Annotated in this window: 15 protein-coding genes and 6 tRNA genes; 2 read left to right on the top strand and 19 right to left on the bottom strand. The window is 40.6% G+C overall.

All coding sequences use genetic code 11. The features are described from left to right. Window positions 1-184: 184 nt before the first annotated feature. The 9 genes from NST46_RS08170 to sigW all read right to left on the bottom strand — a co-directional run bounded on the left by NST46_RS08170 (window position 185) and on the right by sigW (window position 9,199). Complete coding sequence (locus NST46_RS08170; protein WP_095312999.1) at window positions 185-844, bottom strand: ABC transporter ATP-binding protein; 660 nt, start codon at window positions 842-844, stop codon at window positions 185-187. After that, a complete protein-coding gene (locus NST46_RS08165; protein ID WP_095312997.1) occupies window positions 841-1,905 on the bottom strand; it encodes an ABC transporter permease in 1,065 nt (354 codons plus the stop codon). The genes NST46_RS08170 and NST46_RS08165 overlap by 4 nt, the downstream gene beginning before the upstream one ends. Before the next feature lie 76 nt (window positions 1,906-1,981). Next, window positions 1,982-3,361 (bottom strand): sensor histidine kinase, encoded by a 1,380-nt coding sequence (locus NST46_RS08160; protein WP_095312994.1) that lies wholly within the window; start codon window positions 3,359-3,361, stop codon window positions 1,982-1,984. A gap of 18 nt (window positions 3,362-3,379) precedes the next feature. Next, complete coding sequence (locus NST46_RS08155) at window positions 3,380-4,054, bottom strand: response regulator transcription factor (RefSeq protein WP_251661261.1); 675 nt, start codon at window positions 4,052-4,054, stop codon at window positions 3,380-3,382. Between the two features lie 275 nt (window positions 4,055-4,329). Next, entirely contained in the window at window positions 4,330-5,676 is a 1,347-nt protein-coding gene (gene glmM, locus NST46_RS08150; RefSeq protein ID WP_118890160.1) for a phosphoglucosamine mutase, read from the bottom strand. Between the two features lie 57 nt (window positions 5,677-5,733). Further along, on the bottom strand, window positions 5,734-6,975 hold the full coding sequence (locus NST46_RS08145) for a CdaR family protein (RefSeq protein WP_095312986.1): 1,242 nt from the start codon (window positions 6,973-6,975) through the stop codon (window positions 5,734-5,736). Then, a complete protein-coding gene (cdaA, locus tag NST46_RS08140) occupies window positions 6,968-7,789 on the bottom strand; it encodes a diadenylate cyclase CdaA (RefSeq protein ID WP_095312984.1) in 822 nt (273 codons plus the stop codon). Before cdaA ends, NST46_RS08145 begins: the two co-directional genes overlap by 8 nt. A gap of 192 nt (window positions 7,790-7,981) precedes the next feature. Beyond that, window positions 7,982-8,620 carry an anti-sigma-W factor RsiW gene (gene rsiW, locus NST46_RS08135; RefSeq protein WP_118890159.1) on the bottom strand — a complete coding sequence of 213 codons (639 nt, stop codon included), beginning with the start codon at window positions 8,618-8,620 and terminating at the stop codon, window positions 7,982-7,984. A 15-nt stretch (window positions 8,621-8,635) separates the two neighbouring features. Then, entirely contained in the window at window positions 8,636-9,199 is a 564-nt protein-coding gene (gene sigW / locus NST46_RS08130) for an RNA polymerase sigma factor SigW (RefSeq protein ID WP_095312980.1), read from the bottom strand. Window positions 9,200-9,471: 272 nt separating this feature from the next. Between sigW and NST46_RS08125 the strand changes: the two genes are divergently transcribed. Then, the gene (locus tag NST46_RS08125; RefSeq protein WP_095312977.1) at window positions 9,472-9,621 is read left to right on the top strand and encodes an aspartyl-phosphate phosphatase Spo0E family protein; all 150 of its coding nucleotides are present in this window, start codon (window positions 9,472-9,474) and stop codon (window positions 9,619-9,621) included. 116 nt (window positions 9,622-9,737) lie between these two features. Here the strand turns inward: NST46_RS08125 and NST46_RS08120 are convergent, their stop codons facing one another. The 10 genes from NST46_RS08120 to NST46_RS08075 form a co-directional block, all read right to left on the bottom strand. Next, window positions 9,738-10,841, bottom strand: coding sequence for a phosphomevalonate kinase (locus tag NST46_RS08120; protein WP_118890158.1), 1,104 nt, complete (start codon window positions 10,839-10,841; stop codon window positions 9,738-9,740). Window positions 10,842-10,854: 13 nt separating this feature from the next. Further along, entirely contained in the window at window positions 10,855-11,832 is a 978-nt protein-coding gene (mvaD, locus tag NST46_RS08115) for a diphosphomevalonate decarboxylase (RefSeq protein WP_095312973.1), read from the bottom strand. Between the two features lie 30 nt (window positions 11,833-11,862). Then, window positions 11,863-12,825 carry a mevalonate kinase gene (mvk, locus tag NST46_RS08110; RefSeq protein WP_118890156.1) on the bottom strand — a complete coding sequence of 321 codons (963 nt, stop codon included), beginning with the start codon at window positions 12,823-12,825 and terminating at the stop codon, window positions 11,863-11,865. After that, window positions 12,822-14,111: a hydroxymethylglutaryl-CoA reductase, degradative gene (locus NST46_RS08105; RefSeq protein ID WP_341137024.1), complete on the bottom strand. Its 1,290-nt coding sequence runs from the start codon at window positions 14,109-14,111 to the stop codon at window positions 12,822-12,824. The genes mvk and NST46_RS08105 overlap by 4 nt, the downstream gene beginning before the upstream one ends. Window positions 14,112-14,387: 276 nt before the next feature. After that, window positions 14,388-14,460 (bottom strand) — tRNA-Lys (locus tag NST46_RS08100). 219 nt (window positions 14,461-14,679) lie between these two features. After that, a tRNA-Gln gene (locus NST46_RS08095) sits at window positions 14,680-14,754 on the bottom strand. Window positions 14,755-14,764: 10 nt separating this feature from the next. Further along, a tRNA-Tyr gene (locus NST46_RS08090) sits at window positions 14,765-14,849 on the bottom strand. Between the two features lie 37 nt (window positions 14,850-14,886). Further along, window positions 14,887-14,962 (bottom strand) — tRNA-Thr (locus tag NST46_RS08085). Between the two features lie 3 nt (window positions 14,963-14,965). Further along, window positions 14,966-15,041: transfer RNA gene (locus NST46_RS08080), tRNA-Val, on the bottom strand. A gap of 4 nt (window positions 15,042-15,045) precedes the next feature. Further along, a tRNA-Glu gene (locus NST46_RS08075) sits at window positions 15,046-15,120 on the bottom strand. Window positions 15,121-15,427: 307 nt separating this feature from the next. Between NST46_RS08075 and fabI the strand changes: the two genes are divergently transcribed. Next, window positions 15,428-16,204 carry an enoyl-ACP reductase FabI gene (gene fabI, locus NST46_RS08070; RefSeq protein WP_118890154.1) on the top strand — a complete coding sequence of 259 codons (777 nt, stop codon included), beginning with the start codon at window positions 15,428-15,430 and terminating at the stop codon, window positions 16,202-16,204. The last annotated feature ends 22 nt before the right edge of the window (window positions 16,205-16,226 follow it).

Raw genomic sequence — 16,226 nt, 5'->3', positions numbered from 1 at the left:
TATTTTTATTATAAACGATTTACCCCTGCACAGTAAATGTCTGTATTCAAGATTCGCATTATAGTGAACCTGCTGGAGTGGGATATTTGTTCAGACCTTAGGCGGAGTAGGGGTTATAATGAAGGGGAGGAAAAATGGAAATGAACCTGGAGAAAGCTCCCCAAGCTCATTTTCCTTTTCCAATCTATTCTTCTAACCGACCATCACGAATCGTAACGACTCTATCACATAAATCAAGAACCCTTTCATCATGCGTGACCATAATTCCCGATTTTCCCCGCGACTTAATTTCATTCGCTAGTGTTTCTACAACTTCTCGTCCACGCTTCGAATCTAAGCTTGCAGTTGGCTCATCTGCAAGAATTAGCTTGGGATCGTTAATTAGCGCTCGTGCTATAGCTACACGCTGCCTTTCTCCTCCTGAAAGCTCATTCGGATAGTTTACAGCTCGATGTGCTAAGCCAAAATGCCTCAAAAGTGCTCCTTCATTTGCTTTGCTTTTATGTTTCGCTAAGATATTGATAACACTTAACTGATCTTTCACCTTTAAATAAGGGATTAAATTTGCCGCTTGAAAAACAAATCCAATCTTCTCTAATCTTCGAGCAGTAATTTGTTTAGATGATAGGTTTGCAAGATTCTCTCCATCAAGCAAAACCGTTCCTTTCGTTGGCGATAAGAGGGCTCCCGCTATTGATAACATCGTGCTTTTTCCAGATCCAGAAGGACCGATAATCGCAAGAAACTCTCCTTCCTTCACTTCCAAAGAAATGGAGTCCAATGCTGTAAAGGACTTCGGACCATCTTGATATACCTTTGATACATTCTCCATAACGATTGTCATTTGCCAGCCCCCTCTATTGCTTCGATCGGATCAATTTTGACGATTTGGATAAGCGAGAGAAAGGCACCTATAATCGAGACAATTAGAATAAGGATAGAGGTCTGCACCATTTCATCCGCTGTTAATAGAAATGGCATCTCCTCTGGTAAGAGTTCAGCTATTCCCAACGTTAGTCCCATCGCAATGCCAATACACATAATAGATATAAGCACAACTTGACCGACTAAGTTTTGTGCAAGATACGTCGTTTTCGCACCTAACGCTTTTAGCACGCCAAACTGATCTCGCTTTTGCAATGTGATTACATAAAAGAACGCAGCTAAAACAAATGCTGTAATTACGAATAGGAAGACAATCATCATATTTAAGGAAGCTTGCTCCTGCGAGTAGCTAGGGATTCCTTTTAATGCTTCGTCTTTCGTTACCATATCGAACGAATTACCAACAGCATTTCGAATTTCATCAGCGCGCGATTCATCAACGCTGATTGCAATGGCATTAATCGTTTCGCGACCTCCACCATCTACAAACACAACCGGCGTATGGCTGTAGCGCTGACTATCGGTAAAACCCACAACCGTTAACTCACTTTCTTCTCCAAATACTAGTCTATCACCGATTTCAATACCTTCTCGTTGTAAGGATGCATCTACAATTGCTTCATCTTCTTGCGTAATTGGGCTGCCATCACGAACAGATGGCAAGAGCATACTATCCCCATCTGTCACAAATAAAGCTACATCCTCATTCTGATCGGATCCGTTAACAGATGCATTCATCATTCGAACCGAAAGAGAATTCGCTTGTTCAATCCCATCCATCTGTAACACATTATCTAGGTCTGTTCTTGAAATAAACGATTTTGTCATCTCAAGTTCAGCATCGGTATCCATCAATATATAATCTGCCTGCATATTTTGAATTGCTGATGCGTTATCCGCAGATAATCCCTTTGCTAGTCCCGAGATAATAAAAATCAGACTAGCAATTAATACAATGATCAAACCGATTAAAGCATAACGAATTTTCGCATGTGCTAATTCCCGTATAGCTAGAAACATTCTGTTCACTCCTTTATTTCTCTATGTTTCAAGCATATACGCTGAATATGAACGGAGGATGAACGAATCGTTACTTTTACTTTTGAGGAAGGGATACTGTAAATACAGTTCCTTTCCCAAGCTCACTTTCTACCATAATTGTGCCGCCATGTACCTCCATTATTTTTTTCACAATTGAAAGACCTAAGCCAGTGCTGTTTTCTGTCCTTGTTCGGGCTTTATCGACTTTATAGAAGCGATCAAAAAGCTGGGGTACATCTACCTCACTAATTCCAATGCCCGTGTCCTCCACCATAACCTGCACATGGTATTTATCGGTCGCTATATGAATCGATATCTCTCCTCCGAGATCTGTATACCGAATTGCATTTGAGATTAAATTTACCCATACCTGCTGTAGAAGCTTCGGATCACCAACAATTGTAGTAGGATGAATATCGAGTTCTATCGCAATTTGTTTTTCCCGCCATTGCCATTCCATTGTTAAAACAACTTCCTTCAATTGCTCTGCTAGATCAAACGGTACAAAGTCATTGATATCCACTTCGCTATCCAAATTGGATAAGGTAAGAAGTTGTTTACTCAAAGCTGATAATCGCTTGCTTTCATTCTCAATGATAGCAAGATAACGCCGCTTTTCCTCTTCAGACATTTCCTCTTCTTGCAAAGCTTGAGAAAAACCCTGAATCGATGTTAATGGAGACTGGATTTCATGAGAAACATTCGACACGAACTCTTGACGCTTTTCTTCTGTTCGGGCTAAACTACTGCTCATCGTAGAAAAGTCACTCGCCAGTCTTCCAATCTCATCCTTGCGATTAACATCAAGCTTTAAATGATAGTTTCCAGCAGCAATCTTTCTCGTTGCTTCTGTCAATTTCTTAATCGGTTTCACGATAAAACGAGTGCTTGCTAATACTAATAAAAAGCTAAATAGCAATGCCAAAAAGAGTAGTATAGCTAGAAATATCCGCATTTCACCAAATTGCTGGGCAGAATTCGGACGAATAAATAGTGCATGTGTATCACCGTTTACCTGAATCGGAACTCCAATTGTATTCTTCACTTCATTATCAAAAAAGCCAGTTACAAAGGGCTTCCAAGGATAATTCGCAATTCCGTGATAGGTATTCCCACGAAAAACATGATTGATTTCCCTTTGATCCAGCTCTTCAGATGAAAAAGGGTTTCCGAACGTTTCTGCATCCCCTGCCGGCGTCACAAGATAAAAGGTATATCCTAAATCTGTCATTGCTGTTAAATAGTCCGCTATCGATTGATTTGGACTTTCTTCAAATAGATCTACAATATTTTCAGCAATATGGGTTACCTTTTTATCATTCTCCGGCTTTAAAAAATGCTGGTAATAAATGTTTGTTGCAGCAAATGCAATCAGGGCACTTGCAATCATAATTGCCATTGTCATTACAATAATTCGTACATAGAGCGTTCGCATATCTGCTCCTCCAACTCTCTAATTCACTTCTAGTTTATATCCTAACCCCCGGATCGTATTAATCGAAAAACCCGCTTCCATTGGTGCAAAACGCTCACGAAGCCGTTTAATATGTACATCCACTGTTCGATCATTTCCTTCATAATCATTTCCCCAAATCAATTGAATTAATTGCTCCCGGGAAAATATTCGATTTGGATAATTCGCTAATTGTGCAAGCAGCTCAAATTCCTTTAAAGGTAAAATCATTGTTTTACCTTTCACCTGTACTTCATAGTTTTTTCGATTAACCACCGTTGTTTTCCCAATCCGGATAACTTCTTCATTGGTAATTTGAAATCGTCTAAGCAATGCTTTTATACGGAAAAGCACTTCCTTCGGTTCAAATGGCTTTACAATATAATCATCTGTTCCAGCCAAATAAGCCTTTTCTTTATCTAAAATCCCATCCTTTGCGGTAAGCATGAGCACAGGAATATCATAATTATTACGTATTTCCTCGCAGAGCTGATAGCCATCTACATTCGGCATCATAATATCGACAACAGCCAAATGTATGCTGTTTTCTTCTAATTGCTGCAATGCATCTTGTCCATCAGCAGCTTCTATCGTCTTATAACCATCTTTTTGCAAATAAAAACGAAGCAATTCTCGAATATGCGGATCGTCATCAACAATCAAAATTGTAATCATCGCGTCTGAACCTCCTAACCTGTAATAACTTTACCATACCATATCTCCTTTGATTGATTCATGTTCGGCTTGCGTTGAGCTTGAGCACCTACCTCATTTCATCATGTCCTTAATTTGTGAACTTCAGCTTTTTTCTCCTGAATATCAGTCTTTTCCTCGTCAATATCAGTCTTTCTCTTGTGAACTTCAGCCCCCTCTCTAAATGCGTACTAATTTTACATATATGCACAACAAAAAACTGCCCTCCATTTAAATAAGAGAGCAGTTCATAAAAATTATTCTTTTAATCCTAGCAAGTCATCAATAACCTTTACAACTTGGTCGGCATACTTTTCACATTCGTCAGCAGTTGGAGCTTCAACCATGACACGAACAAGCGGCTCTGTACCAGAAGGTCTTACAAGAACGCGTCCTTGTCCAGCAAGTTTCGTTTCTACTGCTTTAATCTCATCTAGAATTACTGAGTTACTTAATGCTTCCGTTTTATCGGTAACTCTCACATTTTTTAATACTTGCGGGAAGATTGTCATTTCACTAGCAAGCTCGGATAAAGGTTTGCCGGTTTCTTTCATGACATTCACAAGCTGGATTGCCGATAGCATGCCATCTCCTGTTGTGATGTAATCAAGGAAGATAATGTGGCCGGATTGTTCTCCACCAAGGTTATAACCCCCATTACGCATTTCCTCCATCACGTATCGGTCACCAACTGCAGTTTTATCACTTCGCATGCCGTTTTCCTCAATTGCTTTATAGAAACCAAGATTACTCATTACCGTTGATACAACTGTATTTTTCTTGAGTAGTCCTTTTTCATTCAAATGTCTCGCACAAATAAACATGATTTGATCGCCATCAACAATATTCCCTTTTTCATCAACTGCAATGAGACGATCACCATCTCCATCAAATGCAAGACCAATATCTGCACCTTTTTCCGCAACAAATGCTTGCAGTTTTTCTGGGTGCGTGGAACCTACTCCGTCGTTTATATTGAGTCCATCTGGGGCAGATCCAATTGAAAAAATATCTGCTTCCAGGTCAGCGAACAAGTGTGTAGCTAAACTAGATGTCGCTCCATGGGCACAGTCAATTGCGATTTGAAAGCCTTCAAAATCATTATCAATTGTATCCTTCAAATAGGAAAGATACTTTTGTCCGCCTTCGAAATAATCGGTGACAATACCAACACCAGCACCTGTAGGACGAGGTAGGGTATCTTCTGTGTCCATTAGCTTTTCAATCTCTGCTTCTTGCTCATCTGTCAATTTAAAGCCATCTGGTCCAAAAAATTTAATTCCGTTATCCTCAACAGGGTTATGCGACGCTGAAATCATAACACCAGCCTGTGCACTAGTTGCTTTCGTTAAATAGGCAACACCTGGTGTCGAAATTACTCCGAGTCGCATTACTTCTGCGCCGATGGATAAGAGCCCTGCTAATAAAGCTCCTTCCAGCATATGGCCTGAAATTCGGGTGTCACGTCCGATAACAACGCGAGGTCTTTCCATTCCATTCGTCAAAACGTAACCACCATAACGTCCTAGCTTGTATGCTAATTCTGGTGTTAGATCCTTATTGGCTACGCCTCTCACACCATCCGTTCCAAAATATTTTCCCATTCGTTACCTCTCCTTTAACTTACATCCAATTCAGCTATCTGCTTACAAATGATTTCATTACTCAGGTTCCACTTCACTAATCTCAATTGTAGCTTCTTCAAATTCTCCAGTAATCGTTATATTATCAGTATCTGGCCCTTCAATCGTAATTGGAACTTGATGCTCTCCAGGCTCCAGATCACTTAAATCAATGAATATACGAATATCCTCAGCTGTTAGTTCTTTTATATCGGCTTCGTCACCCGTAACCGTAATATCCATTTCGGCGGCATCAGGTTCAACAAAAGTAACTGCTTGGCCACTCGTCAGCCCTTCTTCTTCAATTGTTAGTCCTTCCAAAACACGTGTCTGTTCTACATCGACTGTTACCTCAATTGTTTCCATATCGGGAACATTTACACCTTCCGGTAATGACAGTTGCGCGTCTATTGTACCAGATTCGGTGATTTCGGATAAATCAATTGCCTCTGTCTCAAGTTCAGAAATTCCTTCAAGTACTTCACTCGTGGAGAAAACCTCCACCTCATCTACATTAGCAGAAATAGAATTTAATGCATAACCTTCTGGCAGTTCTCCTGTTGTCTCGACTGATACAGGTACCGACTTACTTGGGTTATCAACTTCGGCTGATATTTGTATATTCTCTGGTTCTATTCGGACTGTTAACTCATTCCCCTGTGTATCATACACATTTACAGGCAGCTCGCGATTATTTATTGAACTATCCAGTCCTTCTAAATTAACATAGGCCTTAACAATACCGATTTGGTCAATAACGGACCTTGAGCTTGTAATCGTAACTGTAGGTGGGTCGAGCGTATAATCAACCAGCTCGTATCCAGGTGCCATTTTGTCTTCATTAATAAAATCAGCAACAACAGCAAACTCTTCGCTCGCTCTTTCTTCAATCGTAACCTCAATCGTCTTTGGCTCGATAAAGACAGTAAGATCATTGGAGATATTGTGCTCCAATTTCACCTCGTGATCGCCTTCTTCTAATCCTTGCAAGTCAACATACACATCAAAATTACGTTGAAAAATAAGGGGGGTCAGGTTTCCAGGATTCCCCTGCAAGCTAACCGTAACAAACTCTGGTACACCACTAACCACATAATTTGCTTCATCGATTCGTATTTCGACCGGAACATCATCAAGTGTTTGTGTTTGTTCAGACCTACCAGAAAAAGTTGGATCAGAATGTGAAGAATTAACTGTAACATTCACAAATATATACAAGAACACCGCAAAAGCTAAAGAAGCAAGTCGGACAAACCATTTACTCTTAAACCAATTATCCATTCTTGTTCCCCCTTCGTTTCCACGACTTTTTCTCAGAAGCCTTTTGATTTAGGGATAAATGGGCTTCTAACATCGTACGAAGATTGTCCTGATCAATATCTCGGTGAAGTTCTCCGTTCTTTGTACAGGAAACTGCACCTGTTTCCTCTGAAACAATAATTGTCAATGCATCGGTAACCTCACTGATCCCCATTGCTGCACGGTGCCTCGTCCCTAGCTCCTTCGAAATAAATGGACTTTCTGATAAAGGAAGATAACAAGCAGCTGCGGTGATTTCCCCTTCTTTAATGATGACAGCACCATCATGCAAAGGTGTATTCGGAGTAAAAATATTTGTTAGCAACTGATGCGTCAATTTTCCATTAATCGCAATACCTGTTTCAGCATAATCACCAATACCTGTCTCCCGCTCAATCGAAATTAATGCACCAATTCGACGTTTCGCCATGTAGCTACACGACTGTACTATCGCATCGATTTCTTGTTGCATCTTTTCCTCTTCTGACTTTACACTCCGAGCAAAAAGGTTTCCCCGGCCAAGCTGCTCGAGTGCCCTCCGTAGCTCCGGCTGGAATAAAATGATGATTACAATTAAACCCCAAGAAATGGCTTGATTCGTCAGCCATTGCATGGTTTGTAAATTCAATAATATACTCAAAAGCCAGACCACAAGTACAACGGCAATCCCTTTTAAAAGCTGGATTGCTTTTGTACCTCTAATCAGCATCATTAATTTATATAATACATACCAGACGAGAGCTATATCTACGCCTATTCTTAGCAGATCTATTACATCGAATCCCCCATCAAGCATGTGCACACATCCTTTTGCAATAAAAATTTATTCTAATTATACGCTCAACTAAAACAAGCACGCTTATGTAGCTTGATTTTCAAAAGATAGGAACGTTATCTATTATAACACAATATTGCTAAAACATATTACTTTAGGAAGGCAAAAACCCAGATAAGATTTCCCACCTTACCTGGGTTTATTTTAACATGTTTAAAAGGAAAAAACGCCACTAAAAAAGCTCTTCAGTTGATACCACATCCATTCAAACATCTGATCAACTGTTTCTAATTCGCCATTGACGCCGCCAGCTGAAGCCATGAGTCCATCTCCATTTAGCGTTTCATCATCGCTTATCAGCTTTCCATTCACTAATGTCACATTCCCATCAATTGTACCTTTAATTAGCAATTTCCCATTTTTAACAAGTACGTCACCCGGAACGGTTACTCCTTCTGGTACAATTACCGTATCTCCTTGAATGACTAGTTCTTCTTGTTTTGAGACAACTAATTGACCATCCTCACTCCAAGAAGCAAACATTCCAGTCATCATTAATACGAAGAATATTGCTGCAGCGGTGAGTACCGGGTGCGTTTTAAACCATCGCTTATAGGTTACACGTTTCTTCTCGGTCGGAAGTCTATCCATGACTTTCTGCGTGAAGTCGTTAGGCGCCGCGAAATGCTCCGCACTTTTAATCAATGTAATCGTACGCTTTAGTTCATGGAAATGATGTTGGCAAGCTTCACAAGTTTCCAGATGTGTCCTTAGCTGTATCTCTTCCTCCTTACAAAGATCACCGTCCAAATATTTATGCATCAATTCAACCGATTCTTTATTACATTTCAAGTGTTTCACACTCCTTTACACATGACGAAGCCTTTTTCTTAAAGCTTCTCTCCCACGATGAATACGGGTTTTCACCGTTCCTAAAGGTATATCTAAGATGTCGCTTATTTCTTGTAGGGAAAACTCTTCCAGGTAACGCAACATAATAATGCTTCGATATTTCACTGGAAGCTGGGAAATTTCGTGATGAATATAGCGTTGTAATTCTAAGCTTTCAACTTGCTCACCAGGTAGCCGCTCCTCGCTCGCCAGCTGGGAATACATATCCAACCCTTCCGTTCCTCTGATCTCTGCATCCAGATAATAATCTGGCTTTCGTTTACGGATCCGGTCGATTGTCAAATTCGTCGCAATCCGATACAACCATGTAGAAAACTTTCTGCGATCATCAAACGAATGGATATTCACATATGCACGAATAAAAGCCTCTTGCGCCATATCCTCTGCTTCATGTGCATTACCAAGCATCCGCAAACAATGCTGGTATATCTTATCTTGATAAAAGGAAACGACATCCGCGAATGCAGATTGATCTCCTTTTTTAACTTGTTTTATTTTTTCTATTATAAATTGATCCATCAGGTTACCTCCGCTTACTATGCGGTACTTGTTATACGATTATCTAGCAAAAAGGTTTCAAACTTTATTTAACAAAAAGTATAAAACATTCCTACCTGCACTGCATAGTCCCACTAAGTCATGTGCCCCAAGGCTTGGCAATTATCGAACTCATCTAAAGTAATCGTACAAATAATATTTTATCAAAAAGACACAAAATGTTCACAGACGTTTACTGTTGCAATAATTCGGGTATTTTTCTATTATAGTATACTAGATAGGAGGACAGAATTGTGAATAAAGATCATTTAATTGAAAAAATTGAAGAATGCCGCGAAGAAATGATTTCACTTTCTATAACACATGACCTGACTTCTGAAGCTGTTATCGCATCAAGTGTTAAGTTAGACCAATTAATTAATACGTATCAAAAGCACTACTAGATAAAGATGATACAAATAGGGTAAAAAAAGACATCAAAGTGCTCTCCATCGGAGCAGGAAATGAATGTCTTTTTTATTTGGGCAAAAATTAAATATAAAATGATCAAATTCTCCATCTATTCTATTATAATATTAGCACCATATTGATACGATTGTAGGCTTAAGGCTTTAATACCTGCCTCCTCCCAAGCTTTCATCAATTCATCAGCTTGTTGTTTCGATGGCATAAAAGCAATACCACAATCTCCTCCGCCGGCTCCTGAAGGCTTACCCGCTCCGCCCAAGGACTCTGCCAAATCACATAGTGTGCCGAGCAATGGCGTTTCAACCGGTGTATCCGCATCCTTACCAACAGTTGCTAACGCCTCTCTATTTTGTTTTACACCTTTTAATAAAAGCTCCACATCAGCATTCTCCATCCCTTGCAAAAATTGATCTACTGCCAATTTACTTGCATTCAAAAAGCGCTGGAAGGCTTCTGGATTATCTGATTTCAATTGTAAAATTCGGTCGACAAGCTTCGAGGTCGATGCTGGCTTACCAGTCCAACCTACACAAAAATAGACATTTTTCGGCATTTGTATCGATTTTGCGTCATAATACGTCCATGTGCTTTCTACTAAATCTGTTATTGAAATTCGATTCTTATATGCATCCAACAGCCACTCTGCTTGAAACGATGCATATTGCAGCATGCCGCCAAAGGATGAAGCAGCAACGTCTGCGCCTGAACCATTTCCTTGTGTTTTCACATGAGAAATAGCCGCAAGTCTAAAAACAAGCTCTGATGCAGGCTTTTCTACATGGAATTTATTAAGTATAGCCGTGATTACAGATGTTACAACCGCTGCACTTGACCCTAGCCCATATTTAATACCAGAACTGTCATCCAATTCGCTGCGAATCGCTAAGTGGAACTTTCCCGGTTGGACATTATTCTCTTTTAAGTATGTATAAACAACCGTCATCGCATCACATACGAATTGCGTTCTTTTGTCATCCGAATGGATTTTCACTTCCTCCGCTTCGTACGACCATTCCAATTCCTCGAGGTCGAAATCATGCAATGTTAGCGTGTTTCTTTCACTTTGTTCAATTGAAGCATAAACAAACCGGTCTACAGCTGTAACCGCTAGTTTTTGATATGGCTCCAGAACAGCAAATTCTCCGGCAATCATTAATTTCCCTGGTACTTTTATAGTCATTGATGTATTATCCAAGACATTCCAACCCCTAAAGATAGCTTATTCCCTGCCCTGGTTTACTTAAAATCACATCCGAAACACCGGATATTTCAGAAAGTCTTTGCTTAACACGTGCTTCATCCTCCGGCAAGTAAAGGACTTTGACATTTGGTCCAGCATCAATCGTAAAATATGCTGGAATTCCATCTGCTCGCATGTCTTGAATGGCATGCATCACACGCATTGTCGTATCATGCCAATACGTGAATGGAGGGTTCGCAGCTAGTGTCGTTGCATGCATCTTGAGGCAATTTGCCTCAGCAATACTTCCTGCTTTCTCAAAATCTTTCCCTTCAATTGCTTCCTTTATTTGTTTCAAGTCGTTTGGAATACTATCTATCCAGCCTGAATAAAACGGAGATGTCTCCACCGTTCGCTTCATCCCAGCACGACTCGAGACTTTTTTCATTGTAGACGAAAGGACAACAGCAGCAACACGAACATCCCAATGCCGGGCTGGAGCAATCGGAACAGCAAACGAATCCGAACCATCTGCTTGTTCACCCATTTCCCATTCTGCAAAACCGCCATAGATAGAACGACAAGCCGATCCCGAACCTTGACGTGTAAGACGGGATAATGCTTGATCATCCAAATCTAATCCGATTGCTTTTGTACCCGCTGCCGCTAGTGCCGCAAAACCAGAAGCGGATGAGGCAAACCCAGCTGCAGTTGGAACATCATTGATTGAATTCACTTTAGCATATAACTGTTCTTTTCCTGCAAGCTGGCGGATCAAATCAAGGAATTTCGTCACGCGACGGAATGCCTCACCCTCTACAAGCTGATTATCGAGCATAAATTGATCTTCAGATAAACCCTCCTGAAAAGCTACAGTAGTTGTTGTTGAAAAGCCATCCAATGTTAGGGAAAGACTGCTGTTAGTAGGTAAAATCAGCCGTTCATCACGCTTTCCCCAGTATTTAATTAAAGCAATATTTGTATGTGCTTTTGCTGTAGCTTTCATCGTTTTATCTCCCTTGTCTCTCTATTCTTCTTATTTCTGCTTTTTCAATACAAATGGCCACACTGCTGTCGCGCCATACTTTCTTAGCTTCTCTGCAAGCAATTTCGAATGTACTTCATTTTGGGCAAGCGCGATAATGCAGCCACCGTTGCCCCCGCCTGTTAATTTGGCTCCTAAAGCTCCTTCTTTCCGAGCAAAATAAATTAATTTATTCAACCCAGCATCACTAACGCCAAGTGCTTCTAATTCCTTTTGCGCTTCATTTAATAAATGCCCAAGGAAATGTTTACCCGCACGCTCTAGTGCATGCTTTGCTTGATGGGTTAATTCACCAATTCGATCCATTTTTCGCTGAATTCGCTTCGGTGCTGACTTGAGAAGCCTCGCAACGGATTCTACGGATGTACGTGTGTCACCAACTCTTCCAGAGTCAGCAACAATAAAGTGGAAATCCTCTCCAAGGTCAATGTAATCAATTGGGTTTTCTTTCTTATACCAAACTGGAGAACGAGATGTAATGGTGAGCGTATCAAGCCCGCTTGGAGCCCCATGTGCATACGTCTCCGCTACATTTGCAAGCTCCAACAGCTCGTCGTCCGTACATTCTCGGTCAGCAAAGTCAAATAATGACCGAATCACAGAGATTGCAACAGATGCACTCGAGCCTAACCCTTTTCCAGGCGGAATAGAGGAATTAATTCGAATCAGCAGGTCTTTACAAGGGATTTGTAAATATTCTAGCGACGCTTCAACACACTGGACGATTCCTTGTAAGGATTCCGGCGCTAAATGTAATGGTCCATGGTAAAAAGAACTATCCATTTTAACCGACCCTGGTACACGTTCAATAACTGTTTCAACACCAATTAATGGAAATGGAATGGCAATTGCTGGTTGTCCGTGTACAACCGCATGCTCTCCAATCAAAATTAGCTTACTATGAGCTATACCAATAGCTGTTTTTTCTGAAGTTGTTACTTTTTCTGCACTCATTTTGTATACTGTTCCACCAATTCTTTAGCTTTTCCGACACGGATTTGTTTTTGTTCAACTAGTTGTTCTGCAATGATATCGATCATCTCCCCAGTAGCTCCTGCCGCGATCGCAACAGAGCGAGAGTGTAAAGCCATATGGCCCTTTTGGATACCATCAGTAGCTAATGCCTTCAAAGCTCCGAGATTTTGCGTCAATCCAACTGCCACAATCACTTGGGCAAGCTCTTTGGCTGATTCAATGTGCATCATAGATAATGAAAGCTTCGCTAATGGATGCACTCGTGTTGCTCCACCGACTGTTCCAATAGCCATCGGTAATTCAATTTCTCCAACCAAATTACCTGCTTCATCCTTTGACCAAGTTGTCATCGAGCCGTAGCTGCCATTCCTTGCAGCATATGCATGGGCACCAGCTTCCACGGCTCTCCAATCGTTCCCAGTCGCAATAACAACCGGGTCAATTCCATTCATAATACCTTTATTATGCGTAACAGCACGATACGGATCAGATGCAGCAAATTCAAACGCATGGATCACCCCATCACGTACTTCCTCCCCAGAAAAATCACCTGTAGCAAGTAATGCAGGAGGGATAACACATCGTGCCCGTGCCAAACATTCATCGGCATAATTTGACAAAATTCGTAAATAGACTTTTCCATCCGTTAATTCTTCGACAATTGGTGCAATTGATTCAACCATTGTATTGATGATATTCGCTCCCATTGCATCACACGTATTGATATGCATATGCATGACGAGCATCTGACTATAGGCAGAATCCGCTGCTTCATTCAGAATACGAACATCCATATCCTGTGCACCGCCACCACGAGCAACAATACTTGGGTAAGCTGCGTTTGCTGCTTGGATTAGTGTTTTCTTTGCATGAAGCACTGCTTGCTTTGCAGCTTGAAAATCAGAGCAGCCAACTACTTGAATTTGACCAATCATCACGCGTTCCGTTGCCTCCGTTTGGAATCCACCGGCACTTCTGACAATTTTAGCGATATGGCTGGCAGATGCAATAATAGAAGCTTCCTCAACAGCCATCGGCACTATATATTCTTTCCCGTTTATAAGAAAATTCAACCCCAACCCCAACGGAAGTTGAAATGTTCCAATCACGTTCTCTATCATCTTATCTGCAGTTTCTGTAGATAGAGGTTCTTTCCTATATAGATTATTCCATTCTTCCGGAGAAAAATGGTAATTATCTTTTAAAAGCTCTCGTCGTTGTTCAACAGACATATTATAGAAACCGGGGATTCTGGAAGATTTCATCCTGGATCATCCTTTAATATTGATTATATAAAAAACAATACTTCAATCGTTACATTTTTCATTGAATAAATTATAACACGATATCGTAGTTTTTTTCATTAGAAGCTACCTGCTCCCATTGCCAAAAAATGCTACGCTAAAATTAAATTCACTGTATCTATTATGTTAAAAATTCACATAAAATGCAAATAAACAAGGTAGTATGCATCTATCACAACGACCTTGTTTATTTTATCTCTGCTGTATATAATCCAATATTGGATAATGTTAAAATGATGAGCCATGAAGGATTCGAACCTTCGACCCTTTGATTAAAAGTCAAATGCTCTACCGACTGAGCTAATGGCTCATGTAGAAAACGAAATGTGTTCGTTAGAGCTAGCTTGTAAATAACCCTAAAATGTAAGTTCAAATGGAGGTTGAAAAGGACCAAGAATTTCGAGGCGGTGCAGCTTTGAGCAACGGAACGTATGCAATTAATACGTGAGTAGCGGAAAAGCAAACCAACGAAGAAATTCGACGTGTCATTTTTACCGGACTATTTGAACAATCCTAAAAAAATTAAAAATGGCTGGGCTACTAGGATTCGAACCTAGGGTACACGGGATCAAAACCCGATGCCTTACCGCTTGGCTACAGCCCAACAATACAAATGGTGGAGGGGGGCAGATTCGAACTGCCGAACCCTGAGGGAGCGGATTTACAGTCCGCCGCGTTTAGCCACTTCGCTACCCCTCCATATTATGAACCATTTCTTTAATCTTATACCGAAAAATGGTGCCGGCCAGAGGACTTGAACCCCCAACCTACTGATTACAAGTCAGTTGCTCTACCAATTGAGCTAGGCCGGCAAATGGTGGAGGATGCAGGGCTCGAACCTGCGACCCCCTGCTTGTAAGGCAGGTGCTCTCCCAGCTGAGCTAATCCTCCATATTGGTGACCCGTACGGGATTCGAACCCGTGTTACCGCCGTGAAAGGGCGGTGTCTTAACCGCTTGACCAACGGGCCATACTTTGGTTTCAAGTCAGCTATAACGACAACTTTGAAACACCCTGTCGCAGACTGACGAATTTTATTATAACCAGGAATGAAATGTTTGTAAAGGGTAAATTTGATTTTTTTTACGTTTTTTTATAAAAAGTCGCAACACCCCTTATATATTAAGGTTTCCAAGACAATAAAAAGAATATTACAAACGGAATTTATGCTAGATTATGCTAGATATTGTAAGAAGTTACTCGGATTTTTATTTTAGTTTCATCACCAGGTCCTAATAGGTTATAATAGAAAAAAGATATTTTGATGGAGGTTTATTATGTCAAATCTACTGCAAGGAAAAAACGTTGTTATAATGGGTGTTGCCAATGAAAGAAGTATTGCTTGGGGAATTACAAAATCACTTCATAATGCTGGAGCAAACTTAATTTTTACAAATAGACAGGAACGTTCACACCAAAAGTTGGTTAAATTATTGGAACAAAACGATATCGAGCCAAAGCTTGTCGTTTCCTGTGATGTTGCTAGTGATGAAAGTATTCAAGAAGCATTCCAAGAGATTAAAGAAAAAGTAGGCGTTATTCATGGTCTCGTTCATTCAGTTGCATTCGCAAAACGCGAAGAATTAAAAGGAGAATATGCGGACACTTCCCGAGATGGCTTCTTAATAGCACAGGAAATCAGTGCTTACTCACTTGTTGCCGTTACGAAGGCAGCAAAAGAGTTGATGACCGAAGGCGGAAGTATCGTAACACAATCGTATCTAGGGTCTGAACGTGTTATTCCAAACTACAATGTCATGGGTGTTGCAAAAGCTTCCTTAGAGGCAAGCGTCCGCTACCTAGCAGAAGATGTAGGTAAATATGACATCCGCGTTAACGCTATTTCTGCTGGTCCAATTCGTACATTATCAGCTAAAGGTGTATCCGGCTTTAACGAAAAAGCAAATGTTATTGTAGAAAAAGCACCACTTCGTCGCAATGTCGATCAAGATCAAGTTGGTGACGCAACTTTATTCTTTATTAGTGATCTTTCACGTGGTGTGACAGGTGAAGTACTTCATGTTGATTCTGGATTCCATATTATTGGTGGCTAAAACGGAGAATGAATTGCAAGCA

Source organism: Oceanobacillus sp. FSL W7-1309 (assembly GCF_038002145.1).
Classification (GTDB): Bacteria; Bacillota; Bacilli; order Bacillales; family Amphibacillaceae; genus Oceanobacillus; species Oceanobacillus profundus.
Note: the sequence above shows the minus strand (reverse complement) of the source record. Positions and strands in the feature narration are given on the sequence as shown.